Raw genomic sequence first — 23,059 nt, 5'->3', positions numbered from 1 at the left:
GCACGACGTTCCGCACATAAGGTCCCCTTCCCTACGGACCAAACAGGCTCAGGTTCAGCGCCGCCCGAACAGCCGGGCATCCCGCACCACCGGTTTCGGGCTCCCCCCAGCACGGCCGTTCGCCGCTCGTGAATCCACCAGCGAGGCGCCGATGGGGCTGAACAGATCGAACCGACCGTCGGCAATGCGCCGGGCGTGCCAGGCTCGCGACGGTCCCGGCCCCTTTTTGGCTCGACGTACATCGCGCACAGCCCGGTCACAACGGGCGGTGCAACTGGCGCGCCGCGGCCGGCGCAATTGGCGCTTGGCGGTGCACTTCGGTGCAACTGCTTTTGGCGATCCGGAAATTCACGTTTCACGTCAACCTCTTAGATGGGGTATCCGTCCAGTCCGTCATTGGAGCGACCGACAGTCGCCAAGGAAAACTATCAGTTGAGTGCGCAGACATGTCCGCATTCTCCCAGCCCCGAAATCAGGCTTCAGCGATGTCCTTGGGCTGTGAGTTTTCTAAGCGCTTACCTTCGACCAGCAGGCGGGTGCTGTCTTCTGCAGGCACAGGGCGCGAGAAGAAGTAGCCCTGCATCTCGTCGCAGCCATGCAGCCGCAGGAAATCGAGCTGCGCCTGAGTTTCCACACCCTCGGCCACCACCTTCAATTTGAGGTTGTGGGCCAGGCCGATGATGGCCTGGGCGATGGTGGCGTCGTCGGCGTCGGTGGTCACGTCGCGCATAAACGCCCGGTCGATCTTGAGTGCATCAAGTGGGAAGCGCTTCAAGTACGACAGGCTGGAGTATCCGGTGCCAAAGTCATCGACTGAGAGGCGCACACCCATGGCTCTCATGCTGTTCAAGATGCGCACGGCTTCTTCGGGGTCGTTCATCAGCATCGACTCCGTCAGCTCGAACTCAAGCCAACACGCATCGATGCCAGTCTCGGCCAGGATGGCACCGATGATCGCGTCGAAATCGCGCTGCTGAAACTGCCGCGCCGACACGTTGACCGCGATCGGCCTCAGCGGCACGCCCTCGGCTTTCCAGCGCAAAAGCTGATCGATCGCCGCGCGCACGACCCACTCGCCCACGCGGATGATCAAGCCCGTTTCTTCGAGGATGGAGATGAACTTCAGCGGCGGCACGAGGCCGCGCTGTGGGTGTTGCCAGCGCAGCAACGCTTCGAAGCCGCTGATCTCGCCACTGGCCAGGTTCAGCTTGGGCTGATAGTGCAGCACGAACTCTTCACGCTCCAAGGCGCCGCGCAGCTGGGTTTCAAGGGTCAGCCGCTCGAGCGCGAGCTCGTTCATCTGCGGCAGGTAAAGCTGATAGGTGTTGCGGCCCCGTTCCTTGGCGCGCCACATCGCCGCGTCGGCATTTTTTAGCAGATCGGCGGCCGATTGCGCGTCTTCGGGAAACGTCGCCAACCCCAGGCTTGCCGACACATAGACCTCATTGCCTTCGGCCAGCGTGAACGGCAGTGCGAGCGCCGCCACCACCTTCTGCGCCACCAGCACGGCATCTTCCGGGCGTGACAAATTGGACAGCACGAAGGCGAACTCGTCTGCACCCAGCCTTGCCACTGTGTCGCTGCCGCGCACGCAGCCTTTCAGACGCTCGGCCACCTGCACCAGCAGTTGGTCACCCACGGCATGGCCGAGTGTGTCGTTGATGGCCTTGAAATGATCGAGATCGATCACGACGGCGGCGGCGCGCTGCTCGTTGCGTTGCGCAAGTGAGAGCGTCTGCACGAGCCGATCGATCACCAGATGCCGGTTAGGCAAGCCCGTCAAGGTGTCGAATTGCGCCAGGTAGGCCAGGCGCTCGTCGGCCGTCTTGCGATCCATCGCGGTGGCCAGCGTGTGGGCCAGGCTTTGGATGAAGTGAACATTTTTGGCTGTGAAGGCTTCAGGCCGCTGCGCGTAGACCCCTAGCACTCCGCAGACGCCGCTGGCTCCCGCCACCGCCACCTCCACTGAGCTGCGGATGGCATGCACTTCGAGCATCTCGGAACGAGCGTGCCGGGTCTGGTTGTCGAAGTCGGCAATGCACTCGGGCTCGCCGGTCTCGATCACTTGGAGAAGGCGCTCCTGCCCGCGGGTGTCGAGTTCGTGCGTTCCGGCCCAGCGCCCCTGCCAGCCCACGCCCGCCCGGCAGAGCAGCGATTTCTTGTCAGCGCCCAGCTGCACGAACTTGCAGCAAACCTGTGGCAGGCCTTCAACGGCGGCGTGCGCAGCAAAGTTGAACAGCGCGCCCAGCTCAGAACTCGCCAGCGCCTGGCGGCCGAACTCGGCGATGAGGCTCTGCTGCTTGGCGTGGCAGCGCATCTCTTGTTCGAGCTGCTTCTTGTCGTCGATATCGGTCGAGGTGCCGAACCATTTTTGAATGCGCCCGTTCTCGCCCAAGATCGGCACGCCGCGGGCGAGGAACCAGCGGTACGCGCCGTCCATTCGCCGGAGGCGAAACTCGTGTTCGAAGGTCACTCCCGCCTTGGCCGCGCGGCCCCATTCGGCGGTGGTCTCAGGCCAGTCTTCCGGGAAGATTGACTGCGTCCAACGCAAACCGTAGCTGCCTTCGCGCGAAAGCCCTGTGTAGTGGACCCAGCGTTCGTTGAGGTAAGTGATCTCGCCCTTGCCGTCGGCCGTCCATACCATCTGCGGCATGGACTCGGCGAGCATGCTGAGCTCTCGGTCGCTTTCGCGCAAGCGCGCGTGCGCACGCACCTGCTCGATGGTGGCCCAGCAGCGCACAGACACTTCTTCGATCAGCGCGATTTCGGCTGCACGCCAGACGCGTGGCTGGGTTTGATGCACGGCCAGAAATGCCTGCAGGCTGCCGGCATGGACCAGTGGGCAAACCATCAACGCGCGAACGCCAATGCCGCGGAACCCGGCGGCTCCGTCTGCTTCATTCGGCATTGCATCGACGTCATTGACAACCAGCGTTCGACCAGAGAGCAGCGTTTCTGCCGTGAGGCTCCCGAATGCAGAGAACCGATAGGTTCCCACGACGCTGCTGCAGCCATCGGTGTAATCGTGCAGGACTGAGCAACTGTCTGCGGCAAGGTCAACGCCGCCATAGGCGCAGCGCGATGCGCCGAGATGCTGACCCAGAAGCCGCGTCACCACTTCCATCACTTGCATAGGCTCAACGAGCCCCCGCGTGGCGTCGCTCAGCGCGCTGAGAAACCGGAAGCGGCGTTCGCTGTCAGCCAGCGCGGTGGCAGCGCGATTGCGCTCGGTCACGTCGCGTGACGAGCCGGCAATCAGCTCAACGCTGCCATCGGCCGCGAAAACGGGTTGAAAGATGTACTCGTGCTCTGTGACGGCGCCACTGGCACGCCGCATAACCCCTTGATCCTTGACGGGCAGGCCAGTCGTCAGAACCTGGTGCAGTTGGTCGGCGAGCCGTTGGGCAAGGTGGTCTGCCAGCCCCAAGTCTTTGTAGCTTTTGCCGATGATCGCGTCTAGCGACACGCCCATCGCATCGAGCAGCGCCCGGTTCGCGTACAGAAACCGACCGTCGCGGTCGTACATATAGGCGAAGTCGCTCATCGACGACAGCGCAGTGTCGAGAATGCGGTGCTGCTGCTCCAGGTGCAGAGGGCTTGTCTGCGCGGGCACAGTGGGGGCTAGTTGTCCGATCCGATGCGTGCGGGCCACGGGCTTTCCTTCAAACAGTCTTCACACCCGCATGCAGGTGGACGCCGAATGGTGGAACATCGCTTGCCAATTCAATCAAAAGATGAAAAGGTGCGAAACCCGGTGTGTAACCGGCTGCTCCACCCGCGAACACGTTGTCGTTGTGAGTGACAAGCGGGACATGTTCGGATTCAGCCGCCTCCCCACCTGCAACAAATGACACTCGCGTCGGTAGCTCAAATGCGCACAAATGTGCATATTGCGAGCAACGCTGAGATCAACCCCACAGAAAGGATGCGGCATGCTCCCCCTGGACGCTGACATTGCCAAGGCAAAAGCGCTGGTCGTGGACGGGAGCGCCGGTTCGCGCAGCGCGTTGGTCAACATGCTGCACGACTTCGGCGTCGTCAACGTCGCGCAGGCCAAGCGCGCCCAAGACGCCCGCCGCCTCCTGGAGACCCAGCATTTCGACATCGTGGTCTGTGAGTACCACTTCGATGGCGAGCCGGTCAGCGGCCAGGATTTGATGGATGACCTGCGCCTGTCTCAGCTGCTCCCACTGTCGACCGTGGTCGTGATGATTTCAAGCGAAGCCGGTTACGCCAAGGTGGCCGAGGCGGCCGAGGCAGCGCTAGACGCCTATCTCGTGAAACCCCATACACAAGATGCGTTGCGCCAGCGGCTGCTTCAAGCCCGCCAGCGCAAGAAGATGCTGAAAGACATCATCGATCTGGTCGAGAGCAACAAGCACATCGAAGCGGCTGAGATCTGCCAGATTCGCTTCGATACGCGAGGCCCTGCCTGGCTGCAGGCGGCGCGCATCGGCGCCGAGTTGTGGCTGCGCCTGGGCAAGCCGCACGCCGCGCAAACCATGTTTGATGCCATCCTGAAGCTGGGCGCCGTTCCCTGGGCGCGGCTCGGCGTGGCGCGCGCACAGTACGACTCGGGCAGCGCGGTTCAGGCACGTCGCACGCTGGAAAGCCTGATCAACGAGCAACCCAGCTACGCTGACGCCTATGACGTGATGGGGCGCACGCTACTCGACCAGGGGCAGCCCGAGATGGCGCTTACCGCCTTGCGCCAGGCAACATCACTCACCCCGGGAAGCGTGGCACGAATGGTCAAGCACGGCCTGCTGGCTTTCTATTTCGGCGACCCGGCAGAGGCCGCCGAGGTGCTCGGCAAGGCTGCGCGGCTGGGGCTGAACTCTCGCGTGTACGACCTTCAAGGCTTGGTTCTGTTGGCTGCAGTGCAGTTCGATCTGGCCGACAAGCGCGGGCTCTCGATGTCCTTGAGCAGCCTGAGCGCTGCACGAGCCCCAATTTTGACCAGCGCCCGGCTGCGCCGATTTGAGGCGGTGGCCATCACCCTGAAGGCGCTGCTTGATCGGCGCCCCGGCGACGCGGTGCGCGAGGTTCGCGGGCTCATCGCAGAGGTGCGCACGCAGAACTTCGAGTTCGAAGCCGCCTGCAACCTGGTCGCCCTGCTGGTGCGCGTGACCCAACACGAGCTTCAACTCGAAGGCTTGGAAGACGATGTGAACGTGCTGGCCCGGCGCTTTGCCGTGTCTCGAACCACCTGCGAACTGTTGGTGCGAGCCGCCAAGTCGCAGGCTCCGTTCGCCAAAATCATTCACGACGCCTACGCGGCCATCTGCGCTGAGGCTGAAGAGGCCGTGTCCCGGACCATCGCAGGGGCGCCGGGCGAGGCGGTGACACTGCTGCTGACCAACGCAGAGAAATCGCTGAACGCCAAGCTGATCGACCTCGCCTTGCACACCCTTGAGCGCCACCATGATCGCGTGGAAGGTGCCCCAACGCTCAAAGCGCGAGCCGATGCGCTACACGCTCAGTACCGCGGCTACGGCACCCAGGTTCACATGAGCCGCGCCAACGAGCCACGCAGCATGACCGCGGCCGCGAAGGCTCCTACGTAGGTGCCGAGTCGGCTCGGTGAAGGAGCGCGTCCGACACAACCCCGGTGCGAATCAACCCGGCCCAGTGAGCTTCTCAGGATCGAGCAGCTCGGCAAGCTTTTCGCGGCCGAGGTCGGTCTGCTCATCGGCCACGTCGAGAATGGGCCGGCCTTCGCGATAGGCTTGCTTGGCGATCTCGGCCGCTTTGGCATAGCCGATCAAGGGGTTGAGCGCGGTCACGAGGATAGGGTTGCGCGACAGCGCCTCTTTGAGCCGCGCTTCGTTGACCGTGAAGCTCGCAATGGCCTTGTCGGCCAGCAGCCGGCTCACGTTGCCCAGCAGCTCGATGCTGCTCAAGAGGTTGTGCGCCACCAGCGGCAGCATCACGTTGAGCTCGAAGTTGCCCGACTGGCCCGCGATGGTGATGGCCGCGTCGTTGCCGATCACCTGCGCCGCGACCATGGCCGTGGCTTCGGGGATCACCGGGTTCACCTTGCCGGGCATGATGGACGAGCCGGGTTGCAGGGCTTCGAGCTCAATTTCGCCCAGGCCGGCGAGTGGGCCCGAGTTCATCCAGCGCAGGTCATTCGCAATCTTCATCAGCGACACGGCCACGGCCTTCAATTGGCCGGACACCGCCACCGCGGTGTCTTGCGAACCCATGGCGGCAAAGAAGTTGTCCGCGGGGCGGAATTCAAGCTCTGTCAACGCGCTCAGCTCAGCGGCGAAGCTCACGGCGAATTGGGGGTGCGCATTGACGCCCGTGCCCACCGCCGTGCCGCCTTGTGCCACGCCTTGCAGCGCAGGCATCAGGGCACGCAGGTGAGCGATACCGGCTTCAAGCTGATGCGCCCAGCCTTCGAGCACCTGGCTCATGCGCACGGGCATGGCGTCCATCAAGTGCGTGCGACCGGTCTTCACATGGCGGTGCACGCTGTCGGCCTTGTGGCGCGTGGTTTGCACCAGATGCTCGAGCGCGGGCAAGAGCAAGCGGTGCAGCGCGAGTGCGGCGCTCACGTGCAGCGCGGTGGGTATGGCATCGTTGCTGCTCTGGCCGGCGTTCACATGGTCGTTGGGGTTGACCGGCTCGCCTAACGCAGCGCTGGCAACGGTGGCGATTACCTCGTTGGCGTTCATGTTGCTGCTGGTGCCCGAGCCGGTCTGGAACACGTCGAGCGGGAAATGCACCATGCGCTCAGCGTCGCTCATGGCGAGCAGGCGCTGGCAGGCATCGACGATGGCGTTGCCCTCGGGTTCGGGCACTTGCCGCAGCCGCAGATTGGCGAGCGCCGCGGCTTGTTTGACCAGCAGCAGCGCGCTGATGAACGCCGCCGGCATGCGCTGGCCGCTCACCGGGAAATTGTCGACGGCGCGCTGGGTTTGCGCGCCATAGAGCGCGTCGGCTGGCACGGCCAACGGGCCCATGCTGTCGCGCTCCATGCGCGTCTTGCTCGGGTTCGGGGTCACGGGCACTTCCTCGGGTGAGCCACTGTGACCCAGTATCAGCCCAGCGGCTTTGCCGTCACACCGGGCGGGGTCTTGAAGAACCACTTGCGCTTGCCCTCGATTTGAAAGGGCTGCCACTGGCCGGGCTTTTGCGCGAGCCTGTCGGCCACGACGTAAAGCGCCAGCGGGTTCATGCCCATGCCGAGGTGGCTGGCGTGCACCAGCACGTTTTCGGTGTGCGGCAATGCTTCGTTGAGGCTGCACTGCCACGACACGATGCCGTCGGTGCGCGAGTAAATGGAGGTGGTGGGCACAGGGGGAGCCTGGCGCACCTGCTCGAAGAGCGCGGCGTCATTGAGGTCTTGCCCGCTGACCAATTCATACAGCCGCCATGCGTTGTTGGCACGCGGGTGGCCGCCGAAGGGCGTGCCGAGCGTGATGACGCAGCGCGTCTGTTGCGGCAGCGCTTTGGCCACCTCGCGGGCGTAAACACCGCCGAGGCTCCAGCCGACCAGGCTCACCGGCCGTTGGTGTTTCTTGAACAACTCATCGGCGCGCGCCTGGCAGCGTTCGAGCACACCCTGGCGCGGGCCGAAGTTGAAGCCCTGCTCCCAGGCATAGGGCTCGTAGCCGCGCGCACGCAAGAAGTTGCGCAAGGGAAAGGTGGTGAAGTCAGGCGCGCTCAGGCCGGGGAACACCAGCACCGGGTGGCCGTCGCCGGCCGGCAGCTTGTTGAGCACGGGCGTGGCGGCCAGCATGGCGGCCAGCTCCCAGGGCGCGCGGCCTTCAAGGAGCATCAGCAAGGCATTGGGAGCCTTGGGTTCACGGGGCATTGTGCAAGGGCCTCGCCAGCAGGCCTAAGGAGAACAAGCTTCGATGGTACCCAGCAGGTGTGACGTTCGGCTGGAGCTAGCGGTCTAGAGTGCCGAGGTCACGCAGAGGGTGCGCTCCCTCGGGCCACGGGCAGGTGAAAAAGGCGGCCACGTGCTCGAGTTTCACCTCTTCCAGCACAGGCGGGTTCCACTGGGGCTGATGGTCTTTGTCGATGGCGAGTGCGCGTATGCCTTCCACCGTCTCGCTGGCCGCGCCTGGGCGCAGGTGGAAGCAGTGATGTACCAGGTCGCGTTCCATGCGCAACTCGTCGGCGAGGCTCATGCTGCGGGCACGGCGCACCTGCTCAAGGGTGACGGCCACCATCAGCGGTGAGCGCTGGCGCAAGTCAGCCAAGGCCCGCACGGCGAAAGGTTCGGCGCTCGCCAGGAGCGAGCTCACGATGGCCAGCGCCGTGGGCTGCGAAAAATGCGCGTCGATGAGCGCGCACTGTGACGCCAGCGTGGCTAATGGAGCCGGCTGTGCCCTCGCCTTCACGGCGGCGATCGCCTGCTCCGGTGTTTCGATGGGCTGATCGGCCAGTGACTCGACCAGCGCGGGCAGCGCCGCGCTCGGCAGGTACACGTCGGCCAGGCCACAGGCAATGGCGCCACCCGCGGTCATCACATGGCCGGTGAGCGCCAGGAACTCGCCCAGGTGGCCAGGGCAGCGCGACAGGAACCAACCTCCGCCCACATCAGGGAAAAGGCCGATGTTGGTCTCGGGCATGGCAAGCTTGCTGTGCTCGGTGACCACCCTCAGCGTGGCGCCCTGGGCCAGGCCCATGCCGCCTCCCATGGTGACGCCATCCATCAGTGCGATGGTGGGCTTGCCGTAGGTGTGGATGAGATAGTTGAGGGCGTACTCTTCGGTGAAGAAATCTTCGAGCGTGGGGTCGCCGGAAAGCGCAGCTTGGTGGAAAAAGCGAATGTCTCCGCCAGCGCAAAACGAGGGGGCCTTGCCTTCACGACCGGCGCCGCGCAAGAGCACGGCCACAACTTGAGTGTCGTGGCGCCACTGCAGCAATGCGGCCGTGATGTCGCGCACCATCTGCAGTGACAGGGAGTTCAGCGCCTGCGGCCGGTTGAGCGTGATCACGCCCAGGTTGCCGCGTGTCTCGGTCAGCACATTCACGTGGAAGCTTTCAATTGGTGTGGCCCTCGCAGCGCCACAAGTTCATTTGCGACCAGCGCGCCTATCACCAGCGCACCTCCAGTGAGCGCCGTGGCCCCCGGCGGCTCGCCCGCTCCCACCCAGGCCCAAAGCACGCCGAAGATCACTTCGAGCAGGCCCAGCAGCGCCAGTTCAGGTGCCGGCAGCACGCGGGTGAGGTGCACCACCAGCAGGCAAGGAATGGCCAACTGCACGATGCCCAGCATGGCGAGCCAACTCACGTCGTGCGCAGAGGCTTGCAGCGGCCAGGCCAGCGGCAGGGTCACAAGCGACGAAACCACGGCGCCGATGAGCACCGCCGGAAGCATGTCTTGACCGGCTTCTTCACCGTGGTTGACATGCTGCAGCACCGTCCAGTTGATGGCCGCGAAGACGGGCACGCCCAATGCCACGGCCGTGCCCAGCACGGCGCCCGGCTCGCCGCCGCTTGCGTTGTGGCCAAACATCCACGCGATGCCCACACCGGCCACGCCGATGGCCGCCCAGGTGCGCCAAGCCAGGCGGTGGTTCAGGAACACACGTGAGAACAGAGCAGTGATCAGAGGCCCCAAGGCCATGGTGACCAGCACATTGGCCACCGTGGTCAGCGTCACCGCGACCATGAAGGCGGTGAACATCACAGACCAGCAGGCACCCGAAACCCAGACCGGCCAGGGCGCACGCCGCAGGCCACGCCACAGCGTGGGGCCGCGCATCCAATGCAAGGCGATTGCCAGGGCCAGCGCATTGAAGGCGCTGCGCCAGAAGGTCACTTCGAAGGTTCGCGCTGAATCGAGGTGGCGTGTCACCACGCCAGCGATGCTCCACAGCAAGGTGCACAACACCATGAGCGCGACAGCGCGCCCGTGGGTCAGGCGCAGGCCGCTCCAGATCACGCAGCGTCGCGTGATGCCTTCTTGCGGTCGTGTTCTTTCAGGTAGCGCTTGCGCACGCGTACCGACTTCGGCGTGATCTCGACCAGCTCGTCGTCGTCGATGAAGTCCACACCGTACTCCAGCGTGAGGTCGATCGGCGGCGTGATCTTGATCGCGTCTTCTTTGCCCGAAACACGGAAGTTCGTGAGCTGCTTGGTGCGCGTGGCATTGACCACCAGATCGTTGTCGCGGCTGTGGATGCCCACGATCATGCCTTCGTACACCGGATCGTTCGGCTTGACGAACATGCGGCCACGGTCGTCCAGCTTGCCCAGGGCATAGGTGAATATTTCGCCGTCGTCCATCGAGATCAGCACGCCGTTCTTGCGGCCACCGATGTCGCCCTTGTGGGCTTCGTAGCCGTCGAAGATCGAGGCGATCAGGCCGGAGCCGCGGGTCAGGTTCATGAACTCGTTGCTGAAGCCGATCAGGCCCCGCGCCGGGATGCGGTACTCAAGGCGCACGCGGCCCCGGCCGTCCGGCTCCATGTTGATCATGTCGCCCTTGCGCAGACCCAGCGCCTGCATCACGCCACCCTGGTGGGTTTCCTCAACGTCGACCGTCACCAGCTCCATCGGCTCGCACTTCTGGCCGTTGATGTCTTTGAACATCACGCGTGGTTTGGAGACTGCCAGCTCGTAGCCTTCGCGGCGCATGTTCTCCAGCAGGATGGTCAGGTGCAGCTCGCCACGGCCCATCACTTCGAAGATGCCGTCTTCGCCGGTCTCGCTAACACGCAGCGCAACGTTGCTTTGCAGCTCCTTTTGCAGACGGTCCCAGATTTGGCGGCTGGTGACGTACTTGCCTTCGCGGCCCGCCAGCGGGCTCGTGTTGACGCAGAAGTTCATCGTCAGCGTGGGCTCGTCGACCTTCAGCATCGGCAGCGGCAGCGGGTTCTCACGGTCGGTGATCGTCATACCGATGTTGATGTCTTCAAGCCCGTTGATCAGCACGATGTCGCCCGGGCCGGCTTCAGTGACTTGCACGCGGTCCAGACCCTGGAAGGTCAACACGTTGTTGACGCGGCCCTTCACGGCCTTGCCGTCAGGGCCTTCCATCACCAGCACGTCCATCGCCGGCTTGATCGTGCCCTGGCTGATACGACCCACGCCGATGCGGCCGACAAAGGTAGAGAAGTCGAGCGCCGAGATCTGCAGTTGCAGCGGCGCTGCCGGATCGCCCGTGTTCGGTGGCACATGCTTCAGGATCGTGTTGAACAGGGCCGACATGTCGGGCCCCCATTGTTCGCCCCGCTCGCCTTCAACCAGTGAGGTCCAGCCGTTGATGCCAGAGGCGTAGACCACCGGGAAGTCGAGCTGCTCGTTGGTGGCTCCGAGCTTGTCGAACAGGTCAAAGGCCGCGTTGATCACAGCGTCAGGCTTGGAACCCGGCTTGTCGACCTTGTTGACCACGACGATGGGCTTGAGGCCCAGCGCCAGCGCCTTCTTGGTCACAAAGCGCGTTTGCGGCATCGGGCCTTCTTGCGCGTCGATCAGCAGCACCACGCCGTCAACCATCGACAGCGCGCGCTCCACTTCACCGCCGAAGTCGGCGTGGCCGGGGGTGTCGACGATGTTGATGTGCGTGCCTTCCCAGCTCACCGCGCAGTTCTTGGCCAGGATGGTGATACCACGCTCGCGTTCGATGGCGTTGTTGTCCATCACGGTGTCGACCACTTTTTCGTGGTCGGCGAAGGTGCCGCTCTGGCGCAGCAACTGGTCGACCATGGTGGTCTTCCCGTGGTCAACGTGAGCAATGATGGCAATGTTGCGGATCTGTCTGGTCATACCTTGCTTTCTGCGGTTTCTGTACTCACGAGGCCTTGCACCTCGATTGGGCTCAAGAGCCTGGTTGAAATCAGTTCACCGGCCGTGATGTGGCCGCTCCCCAAAAATGCTTTCGGCTGGGGGCCGTAGACGCGCACACGCGGTGCATCGGCCAGCAGCAGGCGGCGGCGCACGCCGCTCAGAAAACGGCCCGCGCCCTCGTCGTCGAGGCGGACTACCGGCCAATCGGCCAGCAGCGTGTCGGTTTGCAGCAGCTTCTCGTCGCGCTGGTCTTCGTCCATGGCGGCCAGTTGTTCCAGGGTGCAGGCGGTGTCGAGGGTCAGCGGGCCGCTGCCGGTGCGGCGCAGTGCGCTCAAGTGGGCGCCGCAGCCCAGCGCCTCGCCTATGTCTTCGGCTAGCGTGCGGATGTAGGTGCCCTTGCTGCAGCGCACGTCGATGGTCAGCTGCTCATGCTGCCAGTCGATGATGGCAATGCTGTGAATGGTGATTCGACGCGCTTCGCGCTCGATTTCGATACCAGCGCGGGCGTATTCATACAGTGCCTTGCCGTCGCGCTTGAGGGCGGAGTGCATGGGCGGCACCTGGTCGATGGCCCCGGTGTAGCGCAGGCAAGCCGTGGCGATCTGTTCGCGGGTGATGTTCACTTCGCGTGTTTGCAGCACTTCGCCTTCAGCGTCGGCGGTGCTCGTCTTCACGCCCAGCTTCAGCGTGGCGCGGTAGGTCTTGTCGGCGTCAAGACTGATCTGCGAAAACTTGGTGGCCGCGCCAAAGCACAGCGGCAGCAAGCCGGTGGCCAAGGGATCTAGCGTGCCTGTGTGGCCAGCCTTCTCGGCGCGGTAGAGGCGCTTCGCCTTCTGCAATGCATCGTTGCTCGACAGGCCGAGCGGCTTGTCGAGCAAGAGCACGCCGTGTACGGCGCGCTTGGGAATGCGTGGGCGAAGCGAGTTCATCAGTCTTCTTTGGCCCGCGTCGAATTGGCCTGCTGAATCAAGGCGCTCAACTCGGCGGCGCGCTCGGTGGTGCGGTCGAACTCGAAGTGCAAGGTCGGTACGGTGTGAATCTGCAGGCGCTTGAAGAGGCCGTTGCGCAGAAAGCCTGCGGCTTCGTTCAAAGCCGTGTTGCATTCCTGTACGTCACCCACGAGCAGCGAAAAGAACACCTTGGCATGTGCGTAGTCGGGCGTGACCTCCACGGCCTGCAGCGTGACCATGCCGATGCGCGGATCTTTGAGGTCGCGGATGAGCTCGGCCAGATCGCGCTGGATCTGGTCGGCAATGCGAAAGCCGCGGTTCGGGATAGATCGTTTGTGTCGCATAGGTGCTCCTTGTCGCGCCCTTGAAACACAAACCCCGCCGTCTTTTGGAGGGCGGGGTTTGCGACCGAGGGCAAATCCGCCTTACAGCGTTCGTGCGACCTCTTTCAGTTCGAAGAACTCCAACTGATCACCTTCCTTGATGTCGTTGTAGTTCTTGAGCTTGATACCGCACTCGAAGCCAGATGCCACTTCACGCACATCATCTTTGAGGCGGCGCACCGATTCGACTTCGCCGGTGTAGATCACCACGTTTTCGCGCAGCAGGCGGAAACGTGCGTTGCGGCGAACGATGCCTGCCGTGACCATGGAGCCGGCCACAGTGCCGATCTTGGAAGCCACAAACACCGTGCGGATCTCGGCCGTTCCGATGACTTCCTCGCGTTGCTCGGGTGCCAGCATGCCGGTCATGGCGGCCTTCACCTCGTCTACAGCGTCATAGATGATGTTGTAGTAACGCAGGTCAACGCCGTTGTTCTCGGCCAGCTTGCGCGAGCCAGCATCGGCCCGCGTGTTGAAGCCGATGATGACGGCCTTGGAGGCAATGGCGAGGTTGATGTCCGACTCGCTGATACCACCCACGGCCGCATGCACGACCTGCACCTTGACTTCGTCGGTGCTCAGCTTGAGCAGCGATTGCACCAGGGCTTCTTGCGAGCCTTGCACGTCGGCCTTGATGATCAGCGCCAGCGTCTGCGCCTGGCCTTCGCCCATGTTCTCGAACATGTTTTCCAGCTTGGCAGCTTGCTGCTTGGCGAGCTTCACATCGCGGTACTTGCCTTGGCGGAAGGTCGCAATTTCACGGGCGCGGCGTTCGTCGCTCAGCACCATGAATTCGTCACCGGCTTGCGGCACGTCGGTCAGGCCTTGAATCTCGACCGGCAACGACGGGCCGGCTTCGGTACAGGGCTTGCCGTTTTCATCGAGCATGGCACGCACACGGCCATAGCTAGAACCGGCCAGCACCACGTCGCCACGCTTGAGCGTGCCGCTCTGGATCAGCACCGTCGCGACGGGGCCACGGCCCTTGTCGAGCTGCGCTTCGATCACCAACCCCTTGGCCGGGGAAGCCTTGGCGGCCTTCAACTCCAGCACTTCAGCCTGCAGCAGCACCTGTTCGAGCAACTGGTCGATGCCCTGGCCGGTCTTGGCCGACACGCCCACGAACGGCGAATCGCCGCCGAAGTCTTCAGGCACCACATGCTCAGCCACCAATTCGGACTTGAGCCGTTCGATGTTTGCTTCGGGCTTGTCTATCTTGTTCATGGCCACGACGATGGGCACGCCCGCCGCCTTGGCATGGTGGATCGCTTCCTTGGTTTGCGGCATCACGCCGTCGTCGGCTGCAACCACCAGGATCACGATGTCGGTGGCCTTGGCGCCACGGGCACGCATGGCGGTAAACGCCGCGTGGCCCGGGGTGTCGAGGAAGGTGATCATGCCGCGCGGCGTGTCGACGTGATAAGCGCCGATGTGCTGCGTGATGCCACCCGCTTCACCCGCGGCCACGCGGGCACGGCGGGTGTAGTCGAGCAGCGAGGTCTTGCCGTGGTCGACGTGACCCATGACGGTGACCACAGGCGCACGCGGCAGCACTTCGTATTGGGCTTCGATCGCGGTGTCTTCTTCCAAGAACGCGTCCGGGTCGTCGAGCTTGGCCGGGAAGGCCTTGTGGCCCATTTCCTCGACCAGGATCATCGCGGTCTCTTGGTCGAGCTGCTGGTTGATGGTGACCATCTGGCCCAGCTTCATCAGTTGCTTGATGACCTCGGAGGCCTTGACCGACATCTTGTGGGCCAAATCTGCCACGCTGATGGTCTCGGGCACATGCACTTCCTGCACCTGCTGCTCGACCGGCGCCACAAAAGTGGAGTTGTGGTTGTCGTTGCGGTCTCCGCGGCGGCCGCCACGCGGCGCACGCCAGCCTGGGCGAGCACTGGCACCACCAGGGGCGTCGGTACGACCCTTGACGGCGCGCTTCTTGGCTGCGTCGTCAGCCCAGCTGGACGAGAGCTTCTCGGACTTGATCGACTTCTTGTCGCCGGGCTTGGCAACACCCGGTGCAGCAGCTGCCCCCGGCGCTGCGGCTGGCTTGTGAATCGTGCCCTTGATGCCTTCGACCGGCTTCGGTGGCTCTTCAGGCTTCTTGGCCTGCAGCACCTTCTTGGGCGCGTTCATCATCGCGCGGATGGCTTGGGCTTCGTCTTCAGCAGCCTTGCGACGCTTGGCGAGATCGGCTGCACGCTGCTTTTCTTCGTCCACCACATCGGCGGCCTTGATCACGCGCAGCGCAGGTTTGGCGGCCTCCACAGGTGCGGGGGCAGGCGCAGGCACTGCGGCGGGCGCGGCAGGCGCAACAGCGGCGGCGGCCTTGGCCTTGCCCGACGCCGCTTCAGCCGCGGCAAGCGCAGCGGCCTCTGCGGCAGCCTTGGTTGCTGCTTCGGCGGCTTCGCGTTGGCGTGCTTCAGCGGCTTCGCGGTCGCGCTTTTCCAGCTCTTCGCGCAGGCGGCGCTTCTCGGCGAGTTCTTCTTCCTGTATGCGCAGCTGCTCAGCCTGGGCTTGCGCCTCGGCCTGGCGGCGTTGCAATTCAGCTTCGTCGACCGACGGCTCGGCGGGTTCGTCCGCGGCCGTTTCGTCGCGCTTGACAAAGGTGCGCTTCTTGCGCACTTCCACTTGAATGGTGCGCGCCTTGCCGCTCGAATCGGCCTGCTTGATCTCGCTGGTCGACTTGCGAGTGAGCGTGATCTTCTTGCGCTCGGCACCGGCAGCAGTGCCGTGCGCGGTGCGCAGAAAATCGAGCAGCCGCTCCTTGTCGGACTCGGTCAGCGCGTCGTCGGTCGACTTCTTGGCGACGCCGGCCGACTGGAGCTGCTCGAGCAGTGCCGCGGCTGAGCGGTTGAGCTCGGCGGCTAACTGGGCGACGGTGGTCACAGCCATTGTGGATATCCTTGCTTGGTACTTACGGTGCTGTACTGAATACGGTGCTCGCTCAGGTGGTGAACCAGTGTTCACGCGCCTTCATGATCAGCGTCTTGGCTTCGTCTTCGCCCACGCCGGTGATCTCGGTGAGCTCGTCGACGGCCAGGTCGGCCAGGTCATCGCGCGTGTTGACGCCGCCATCGGTGAGCTTGGCGATCAGTGCGGGGGTCAGGCCTTCGAGGTCACGCAGGTTTTGCGAGACATCGTCGACTTTCTCTTCGCGCACGATCTCCATCGTCAGCAGCGCATCTTTGGCGCGGGTGCGCAGCTCGTTGACGGTGTCTTCGTCGAAGCCTTCAATTTCCAGCATTTCCTGCATGGGCACGTAGGCCACTTCTTCCAGGCTGCTGAAACCCTCGGCGATCAGGATGTCGGCCACTTCGGCGTCGACGTCGAGCTTGTCGACGAACAGCTTGCGCACGCTGTCGGACTCTTCGCTCTGCTTCGCGTGCGACTCTTCGGCCGTCATGATGTTGATGCGCCAGCCGGTCATCTCGGAGGCAAGGCGGACGTTCTGGCCACCGCGGCCAATGGCGATGGCGAGGTTTTCTTCATCGACCACCACGTCCATGGCATGACGCTCTTCATCGACCACGATCGACTGCACATTGGCCGGGGCCAATGCACCGATCACGAATTGCGCCGGGTCTTCAGACCACAGCACGATGTCGACACGCTCGCCCGCGAGCTCATTGGTCACCGCGTTGACGCGCGAGCCGCGCACGCCAACGCAGGTGCCGATGGGGTCGACGCGCTTGTCGTGCGAGACGACGGCAATCTTGGCGCGCGAACCCGGGTCACGGGCGCACGACTTGATCTCGAGCAGGCCTTGCTCGATCTCAGGCACTTCTTGTGCAAACAGCTCGATCATGAAACCCGGCGCGCTGCGCGACAGCACGATCTGCGGGCCGCGCAACGTGGGGTCGACTTCAGCGATGAAAGCGCGCACGCGGTCTCCGGAGCGCAGGTTTTCCTTGGGGATCATCTCGCTGCGCTTGAGGCGGCCTTCGACACGACCAGACTCGACGATCACGTCGCCCTTGTCCAGGCGCTTGACGGTACCCACGAAGACCTTGTCGCCACGCGACAGAAAATCGGTCAGCAGCTGCTCGCGCTCGGCGTCACGAATCTTCTGCAGAATGACCTGCTTGGCGGCTTGCGCCCCAATGCGGCCAATGGTCACCGACTCGACGGGTTCTTCGATGTAGTCGTCGACCTCGATGTCAGAGATCTGCTCTTGAGCTTCGAACAGCAGGATCTCGGAGTCGGGAAGCTGCAGACCGGCTTCATTCGGCACCACGTGCCAGCGGCGGAAGGTCTCGTACTCGCCGCTCTCGCGGTCGATGGTCACGCGGATGTCGACCTCACCGCCATGCAGCTTCTTGCTGGCCGAGGCCAGGGCAGCCTCGACGGCGTTGAACACGACTTCGCGATCCACGCTCTTTTCGCGCGAGATGGCGTCTACCAGCATCAGCAGTTCACGATTCATTGCTTGCGATCTCCGTCAACATCACCAGCCGTCGCCTCGTCACCCTGGGATTGCGCGGCAGGCTGAAAGCGCCGGCCTTTGAAATCCACCACGGGCACCAGGCGGGCCTCCTTTACCTCATCGAGCGAAAAATCCAGGGCCTGGTTGACCTTGCCATCACCGAAAACCAGACGCCAACCCTCGGGCAAAGCCTCCAGAACGCCGCGGTAATGCTTGCGCCCCTGGAAAGCCAGCTTCAAACTCACTTCAATCTCTTGGCCAGCAAAGCGCTGGTAGTCGGCCGCCTTCTTCAGCGGACGGTCGAGGCCGGGTGACGACACCTCGAGCCGCTCGTAGGCGCAGCCTTCGACTTCGAGCACGTGCTGCAACTGGCGGGTCACCTTCTCGCAGTCTTCGACCACGATGTACTCACCTGCCGGGTCGTTGGCCAAGCGGTCGATGTAGACACGCAGCAGCCCCTTGGGGCTGCGTTCGCAGTCCACCAGGTCGTAACCGAGACCGGTCACGGTGCTTTCAACGACGATTTGCCAGTTCACGCTTTGCACGCTTTGCAGCTACCCAGTCAATCAGAACCTGATCAGCTTGCTCAGGCCTGCTTGCTCCCCTGTCAAAAACACCGTGACAGAGGCACCACCGCAAAGTCGATCAAGCAAAAAAAAAGGGCTGGAAGAATCCGCCCATGCAGTTTTCTTGCGAAAAGCGCATTGTAGCCTCAGGTGGAAGCACCGGCAAGCCCCGGCTTTGTCAAGACTCGGAGGACTCGCGCTACTCACCTGTGGGGCGCCACGCTGGGCGCACCGAATGCCGCGTGCCAGAATCGCGGCTCACCATTTTCAACAGTGCGGAGACAGCATGGGATTCCTGGCCGGCAAACGCTTTCTGATCACCGGCGTTCTGAACAATCGCTCGATCGCCTACGGCATCGCCAGGGCCTGCCACCGCGAAGGCGCCGAGCTGGCGTTCAGCTATGTGGGCGAGCGTTTTCGTGAGCGCATCACCGATTTCGCGGCCGAGTTCGGCTCCAAGCTGGTGTTCGACTGCGACGTGAGCAGCGACGAGCAGATCGATGCCACATTCAAGCAGCTGGGCGAAGCCTGGCCACAGTTCGACGGCTTCGTGCACGCCATCGGCTTTGCGCCGCGCGAAGCGATCGCCGGCGATTTTCTCGACGGCATGACGCGCGAAAACTTCCGCATCGCGCACGACATTTCGGCTTACAGCTTCCCCGCCATGGCCAAGGCTGCATTGCCGCATTTGCGTCCTGGCGCGGCCCTGCTCACGCTCACCTACTTGGGTGCTGTGCGCTTCGTGCCCAACTACAACACCATGGGTCTGGCGAAAGCCTCGCTAGAGTCGAGCGTGCGCTTCCTGGCGCAAAGCCTGGGCAGCCGCGGCGTGCGGGTCAACGGCATTTCGGCTGGGCCGATCAAGACGCTTGCAGCGTCCGGCATCAAGGATTTCGGCAAGCTGCAGGCGGCATTCGCCGCCACCGCGCCCATCCGTCGCAACGTGACGATTGACGACGTGGGCAATGCTGCAGCCTTCTTGCTGTCAGACCTGGCGGCCGGCATCAGCGCCGAAATCACTTACGTCGACGGAGGCTTCAGCCAGGTGATGGGGTCCACCGACGCAGGCTGAAGCCCGCCACCGGCGGCGCCCACCGGCGCCGCCTTGACGTGGCGTGCGCTCAGTTGCGCACGAACACCGCCACCGTGCGGGCCGGAACGGTGAACGCGCCAGTGGCCGCACCGTAAGCAGCGGTTTTCACCACTGCATCAGACCCCGCAACTTGAATCGGGTGTAGTACGAACCCTGCATTGGCGAGCGAGGCCGAGCTGAAGGTCTGCGCCACCTTGTTCGCATTGACCAGCACCAGCAGCGTGCGGTACTTGCCGTCTCCGCAACTGGTGTCGCCCAGCCCCACTTTCATCACGATCAACCCGTCTTGTTGCGAAGCCTGGTCGGGGAAGCTGACGCATCGCATCACGTCGGCGCCGGTGCGCAAGCGCAGCATGGTGGTGTCGCGGCGCACGGCCAGGAAGTCACGCACCGCGTCACGCGTGGCGGCGATGTCGGTTGACGTGGGCACCACCGTGGCATTGGAGAGCAGCGCTGTCATCTGCGGCCAACCCGACTCGTTCTTCTCGGCCGGCGGCAAGCCGAACGCGCTCATGTAGTTGGTGGTTCCGGTCCAGTCGACACGGTTGAACCAGTCGCCCGAGTTGTAGCTGTCGCGGTCGAAGGCCTTCGATCGCAGCAGCTCATCGCCTGCGTGGATGAACGGAACGCCCTGCCCCATCAGCACCGTGGCCAGTGCCAGCACCTGGGCACGCGCACGGTCCGCGGCTGTAGTGCCGGCGGGGTGCTTGTACTGCGCAACGTCATACAGCGTTTCACCGTCGTGCACGCCAGCGTAGTTGATGACCTCTTGTGGATCGTCGGTGTAGCCCGCAGCCTGGCCGCCGTAGTCGTAGCCGCTGGCGGCCTGCCCGTTGAGCACGAAATTGCGCAGGTTACCGGCCATGCCGATGCGAATCAGGTTCTGACGGTAGTACAAGTCACCGCGCTGGCCTGCAGTGCAGGAGCCGCCGCCAGCCGTCGCGTTGACGTCATAGCACAGGCCGCTGGCGAAGCCCTGGTTGCGCAGGATGTCAGCACCGCTGTCGAAGGGGCCGCCGCCGCGCATGGCGTCGCGCATGCGGTCGTTGAACGAACCAATGCCGGTACCAGCCAGGTTGGCCTGGCGCGCCTGCTCGAAGCGGCGGTCGTTTTCCACCTCACCGAAGTTCCAGGCTTCGCCGTAGTAGTACAGCGCGCGGCCGGCAGAGGCATCCACTTCAGATTGCGCTTTCACCATCGAGCTCTTGGGGATGTGGCCCATGATGTCGAAGCGGAAGCCGTCCACGCTGTACTGCGTGGCCCAGGTCTTGAGCGTGTCGATCATCAGCTTTTCCATCATCGCGAACTCGGGCGCGGTGTTCTCGCAGCAAGTCGATCGCTCGATCACGCCGTCGCCATTGAGCCGGTAGTAGTAGCCCGGCACGATGCGGTCGAGGAAGTTGCCGCTGGTGTGGTTGTAGACCACGTCCATGACCACACGCAGCCCCGCGCTGTGCAGCGAAGCCACCATGTCGCGGAACTCAACCACCCGCACGCGGCCGTCAGCCGCATCGGTGGCGTAGCTGCCCTCGGGCGCGCCGTAGTGGCGCGGGTCATAGCCCCAGTTGAAACAGTCGGTGCCGCTGCTGGCCACCACGGAGGCCTGTTGGGTGGTCGAGGTCGCACCTGCCGCCGTCACCACGGGTGTGGTGCATCCAGCTTCATTCACGCTCGCGAAGTCGAACACCGGCATCAGGTGTATGTGGGTGAGGCCGGCACTGGCCAGCGATCGCAGATGCGTCATGCCCTGCGACCCCGCCTCGCCGAAGGCTGCGTACTTGCCACGCTTGCCTGCGGGCACGGAGCTGTCGCTGGCCGAGAAGTCGCGCACGTGCAACTCGTAAAGCACGCTGTCTTCTGGCTGGGCCAGGGCCGGAGGCACGTCGACATCCCAGCCCGCGGGCTTCATGGCTGCGCTGCCCAGATCGGCCAGCAAGGCGGCTTGCCCGTTGGTGTTGAGCGTGACGGCGTAGGGGTCTGTCACAACGTTGGTGACGACCGCGCCCTCTGCGGCGGAATACACCCTGACGCTGTAGGTGTAGTAGGCGGTGTTGCGCCAGGCTGCATCACCGGTCAGCGCCCACACGCCAGAAGCCGCGTCCAGGCTCATCGGCAGGCTGGCCCCGCCTTGAATGTTGACGCTGACGGCTTGCGCTGTCGGCGCCCACAGTCGCAAGGTCGGGGTGCCGTTCCCGGCGAAGCTTGCGCCCAGCACCTGAGTGGCGGCACTCGCGGCGTACACGTCGTCGAGCACGCCCTGTATCTGGACCTGGGTAGCCGACGCAGGTTTGCCGTTTTGCCACCGCGCCACCACCAGTTGGCCCTTCAGCAGCTGGCTCACATTCGCCGAGGCGGGCACGGTGAATGCCGGCGCTGCGGCGAGGTGACGGTAGCGTGCCTGCAGGGCGGCGCTCAAGTTGTCAGAGGCGAGTGACAGGTAGCCGTCAGCGCCTGTGACGCCGTTGGTGTCGACGGCGATGCCACCGTTGGCAGCGTGGTACAGCCTGAACTCACCCGACTGCGTGGCCCCTGGCCACACCAGCGTCGAGGCCGACAACCACATCGCGCGAGCGCCGCCCAGGCTGATGCCGTTGGCTGCCGCCTCGCTGTTGTAGGTGGTGCAGTCGCCCGACTTGAGCCAGATCTGCTGGCCTTGGGTGGCGATGTTGGCGGCAATCACCGCACGGCGATCGCATTCACCGTCTTTCACGGTGTCGGCACTGGTGGTTCCCTTGTTCAGCACAAAGTCCACGTTGGGCTGGCTGGTGTTGAGCGCGATGTCGGCGTACGCGCCGTAGCCATCGGTCTTGTCGAAGACGAATCGGGGCTGGCCCGGCCAGCCAGTCGAGGGCGTGGTCGGGCCGTTCCAGGCATACACAGCCCAGTTGCCATATGCGGCGTCAGGGCGCTGGTAGTGCACGCGCAGGGTTGCGGCCGCCAGCCCACCGGAGGAACTGGCCGGCGCGCTGCCGCCTCCACCGCCACAGGCCGCCAACCCTGAAAAAAGGGCGAAGCCAAGCATCCGGCGCACCAGGCGCAGGGTCATAGAGTTCATGTTTTCTCTCCTGTGCGCCTCGGGTGGCGCTTTTTCGGGTGGTGATGTCAGAGCGTCTGCAGGATTTCGCGACGCTTCTGTTGATATTCCGCTTCGGTGATCAAGCCCTGCTCCAGCAGACGCTTGAGGCCGCGCAGACGTTGCTCCTGCTCTTGATAAACCCCTTCTCGCACGGGCGCGGCGACAGCAGCCGGCGTGGGCGCTGTCGCATGTGCTGGAGCGGGCGTGACGACAACCGCGTTGAGCGGCAAACCCTGCCAATCGGCGCGGCGCATTTGCCCGCCCGCGCTCGCGAGTTCTGCGCCACTGGCCCGCACCCGGGTGCCGTAGCTGAACTTGGGGCGAATGCGGGTGCCGATCCAGGCCCCCATGAAGTCCGACCTTGTCTCGTGAACGATGAAATTCAGCTGATCCGCCTGCACGAACAACCGTGCGGTGATGCCGGTGGCGGGCGCCAGGATGGCATCGCCCCTGCGGGCGGTGCTCAACAACAGCAAGTCATCGTCGGGCCCCGCTATCGCCAGGGCCTGCGCGAGCGGCTCGATCAGGTCGCTGAGCTCATCGCTGGTGAACAGGGCCTGCGACTTGCCCTTGAGTGACACCCGCAGCGACGCCATTACTGACCGCAACTGCTCGGGCGGCACAGCGCGAGGCTGCTGGTTGGGCTCGCTTGCTGGCTCGCGCGGCACGCGCTGAATGGTGGTGAAGTCGCCAATCTGCCAAAGGCGCTGAGTGTCGGCCGCCGCAGCCGGCGCTGGTAGGCCCAGCAGGCCCAGCATGCAAGCGAATGCGCCTGCCACGCGCAGCAAGCTCGAGTGCATTTGCAGCC

15 protein-coding genes are annotated in these 23,059 nt (G+C 64.0%); 2 read left to right on the top strand and 13 right to left on the bottom strand.

What is annotated here, in order from left to right; translation table 11 throughout:
• Positions 1 to 472 precede the first annotated feature (472 nt).
• Entirely contained in the window at positions 473 to 3,613 is a 3,141-nt protein-coding gene (locus tag AC30QB_RS11315) for an EAL domain-containing protein (RefSeq protein WP_489546316.1), read from the bottom strand.
• Between the two features lie 319 nt (positions 3,614 to 3,932).
• On the opposite strand from AC30QB_RS11315, the gene AC30QB_RS11310 reads away from it, so the two are divergent.
• Complete coding sequence (locus AC30QB_RS11310; RefSeq protein WP_489546315.1) at positions 3,933 to 5,567, top strand: response regulator; 1,635 nt, start codon at positions 3,933 to 3,935, stop codon at positions 5,565 to 5,567.
• A 51-nt stretch (positions 5,568 to 5,618) separates the two neighbouring features.
• Here AC30QB_RS11310 and AC30QB_RS11305 read toward each other — a convergent pair whose 3' ends face one another.
• The 10 genes from AC30QB_RS11305 to rimP form a co-directional block, all read right to left on the bottom strand.
• Positions 5,619 to 6,986 (bottom strand): class II fumarate hydratase, encoded by a 1,368-nt coding sequence (locus AC30QB_RS11305; RefSeq protein WP_489546336.1) that lies wholly within the window; start codon positions 6,984 to 6,986, stop codon positions 5,619 to 5,621.
• Between the two features lie 62 nt (positions 6,987 to 7,048).
• Entirely contained in the window at positions 7,049 to 7,825 is a 777-nt protein-coding gene (locus AC30QB_RS11300; RefSeq protein ID WP_489546314.1) for an esterase/lipase family protein, read from the bottom strand.
• A gap of 76 nt (positions 7,826 to 7,901) precedes the next feature.
• Entirely contained in the window at positions 7,902 to 8,996 is a 1,095-nt protein-coding gene (locus AC30QB_RS11295) for an enoyl-CoA hydratase/isomerase family protein (RefSeq protein ID WP_489546313.1), read from the bottom strand.
• Positions 8,993 to 9,862, bottom strand: a complete 870-nt coding sequence (locus AC30QB_RS11290; protein WP_489546335.1) for a DMT family transporter — start codon at positions 9,860 to 9,862, stop codon at positions 8,993 to 8,995. The genes AC30QB_RS11295 and AC30QB_RS11290 overlap by 4 nt, the downstream gene beginning before the upstream one ends.
• A 44-nt stretch (positions 9,863 to 9,906) precedes the next feature.
• Positions 9,907 to 11,736 carry a translational GTPase TypA gene (typA, locus tag AC30QB_RS11285; RefSeq protein ID WP_489546312.1) on the bottom strand — a complete coding sequence of 610 codons (1,830 nt, stop codon included), beginning with the start codon at positions 11,734 to 11,736 and terminating at the stop codon, positions 9,907 to 9,909.
• Positions 11,733 to 12,686 (bottom strand): tRNA pseudouridine(55) synthase TruB, encoded by a 954-nt coding sequence (gene truB / locus AC30QB_RS11280; protein ID WP_489546311.1) that lies wholly within the window; start codon positions 12,684 to 12,686, stop codon positions 11,733 to 11,735. Before truB ends, typA begins: the two co-directional genes overlap by 4 nt.
• On the bottom strand, positions 12,686 to 13,051 hold the full coding sequence (gene rbfA, locus AC30QB_RS11275; RefSeq protein ID WP_489546310.1) for a 30S ribosome-binding factor RbfA: 366 nt from the start codon (positions 13,049 to 13,051) through the stop codon (positions 12,686 to 12,688). The genes truB and rbfA overlap by 1 nt, the downstream gene beginning before the upstream one ends.
• A gap of 81 nt (positions 13,052 to 13,132) precedes the next feature.
• The gene (gene infB / locus AC30QB_RS11270; RefSeq protein WP_489546309.1) at positions 13,133 to 15,985 is read right to left on the bottom strand and encodes a translation initiation factor IF-2; all 2,853 of its coding nucleotides are present in this window, start codon (positions 15,983 to 15,985) and stop codon (positions 13,133 to 13,135) included.
• 52 nt (positions 15,986 to 16,037) lie between these two features.
• The gene (gene nusA, locus AC30QB_RS11265; RefSeq protein ID WP_489546308.1) at positions 16,038 to 17,516 is read right to left on the bottom strand and encodes a transcription termination factor NusA; all 1,479 of its coding nucleotides are present in this window, start codon (positions 17,514 to 17,516) and stop codon (positions 16,038 to 16,040) included.
• Positions 17,513 to 18,052, bottom strand: a complete 540-nt coding sequence (gene rimP, locus AC30QB_RS11260) for a ribosome maturation factor RimP (protein WP_489546307.1) — start codon at positions 18,050 to 18,052, stop codon at positions 17,513 to 17,515. The genes nusA and rimP overlap by 4 nt, the downstream gene beginning before the upstream one ends.
• 316 nt (positions 18,053 to 18,368) lie before the next feature.
• On the opposite strand from rimP, the gene fabI reads away from it, so the two are divergent.
• Positions 18,369 to 19,154, top strand: coding sequence for an enoyl-ACP reductase FabI (gene fabI / locus AC30QB_RS11255; protein ID WP_489546306.1), 786 nt, complete (start codon positions 18,369 to 18,371; stop codon positions 19,152 to 19,154).
• 49 nt (positions 19,155 to 19,203) lie between these two features.
• Here fabI and AC30QB_RS11250 read toward each other — a convergent pair whose 3' ends face one another.
• Entirely contained in the window at positions 19,204 to 22,230 is a 3,027-nt protein-coding gene (locus tag AC30QB_RS11250) for an alpha-1,6-glucosidase domain-containing protein (RefSeq protein WP_489546305.1), read from the bottom strand.
• A gap of 47 nt (positions 22,231 to 22,277) precedes the next feature.
• Complete coding sequence (locus AC30QB_RS11245; RefSeq protein WP_489546304.1) at positions 22,278 to 23,051, bottom strand: SHOCT domain-containing protein; 774 nt, start codon at positions 23,049 to 23,051, stop codon at positions 22,278 to 22,280.
• Between the last annotated feature and the right edge of the window lie 8 nt (positions 23,052 to 23,059).

It is taken from the genome of Rhizobacter sp., assembly GCF_046595475.1.
Taxonomy (GTDB): domain Bacteria; phylum Pseudomonadota; class Gammaproteobacteria; order Burkholderiales; family Burkholderiaceae_C; genus Rhizobacter.
This window is presented reverse-complemented; position numbering and strand designations above follow the sequence as displayed.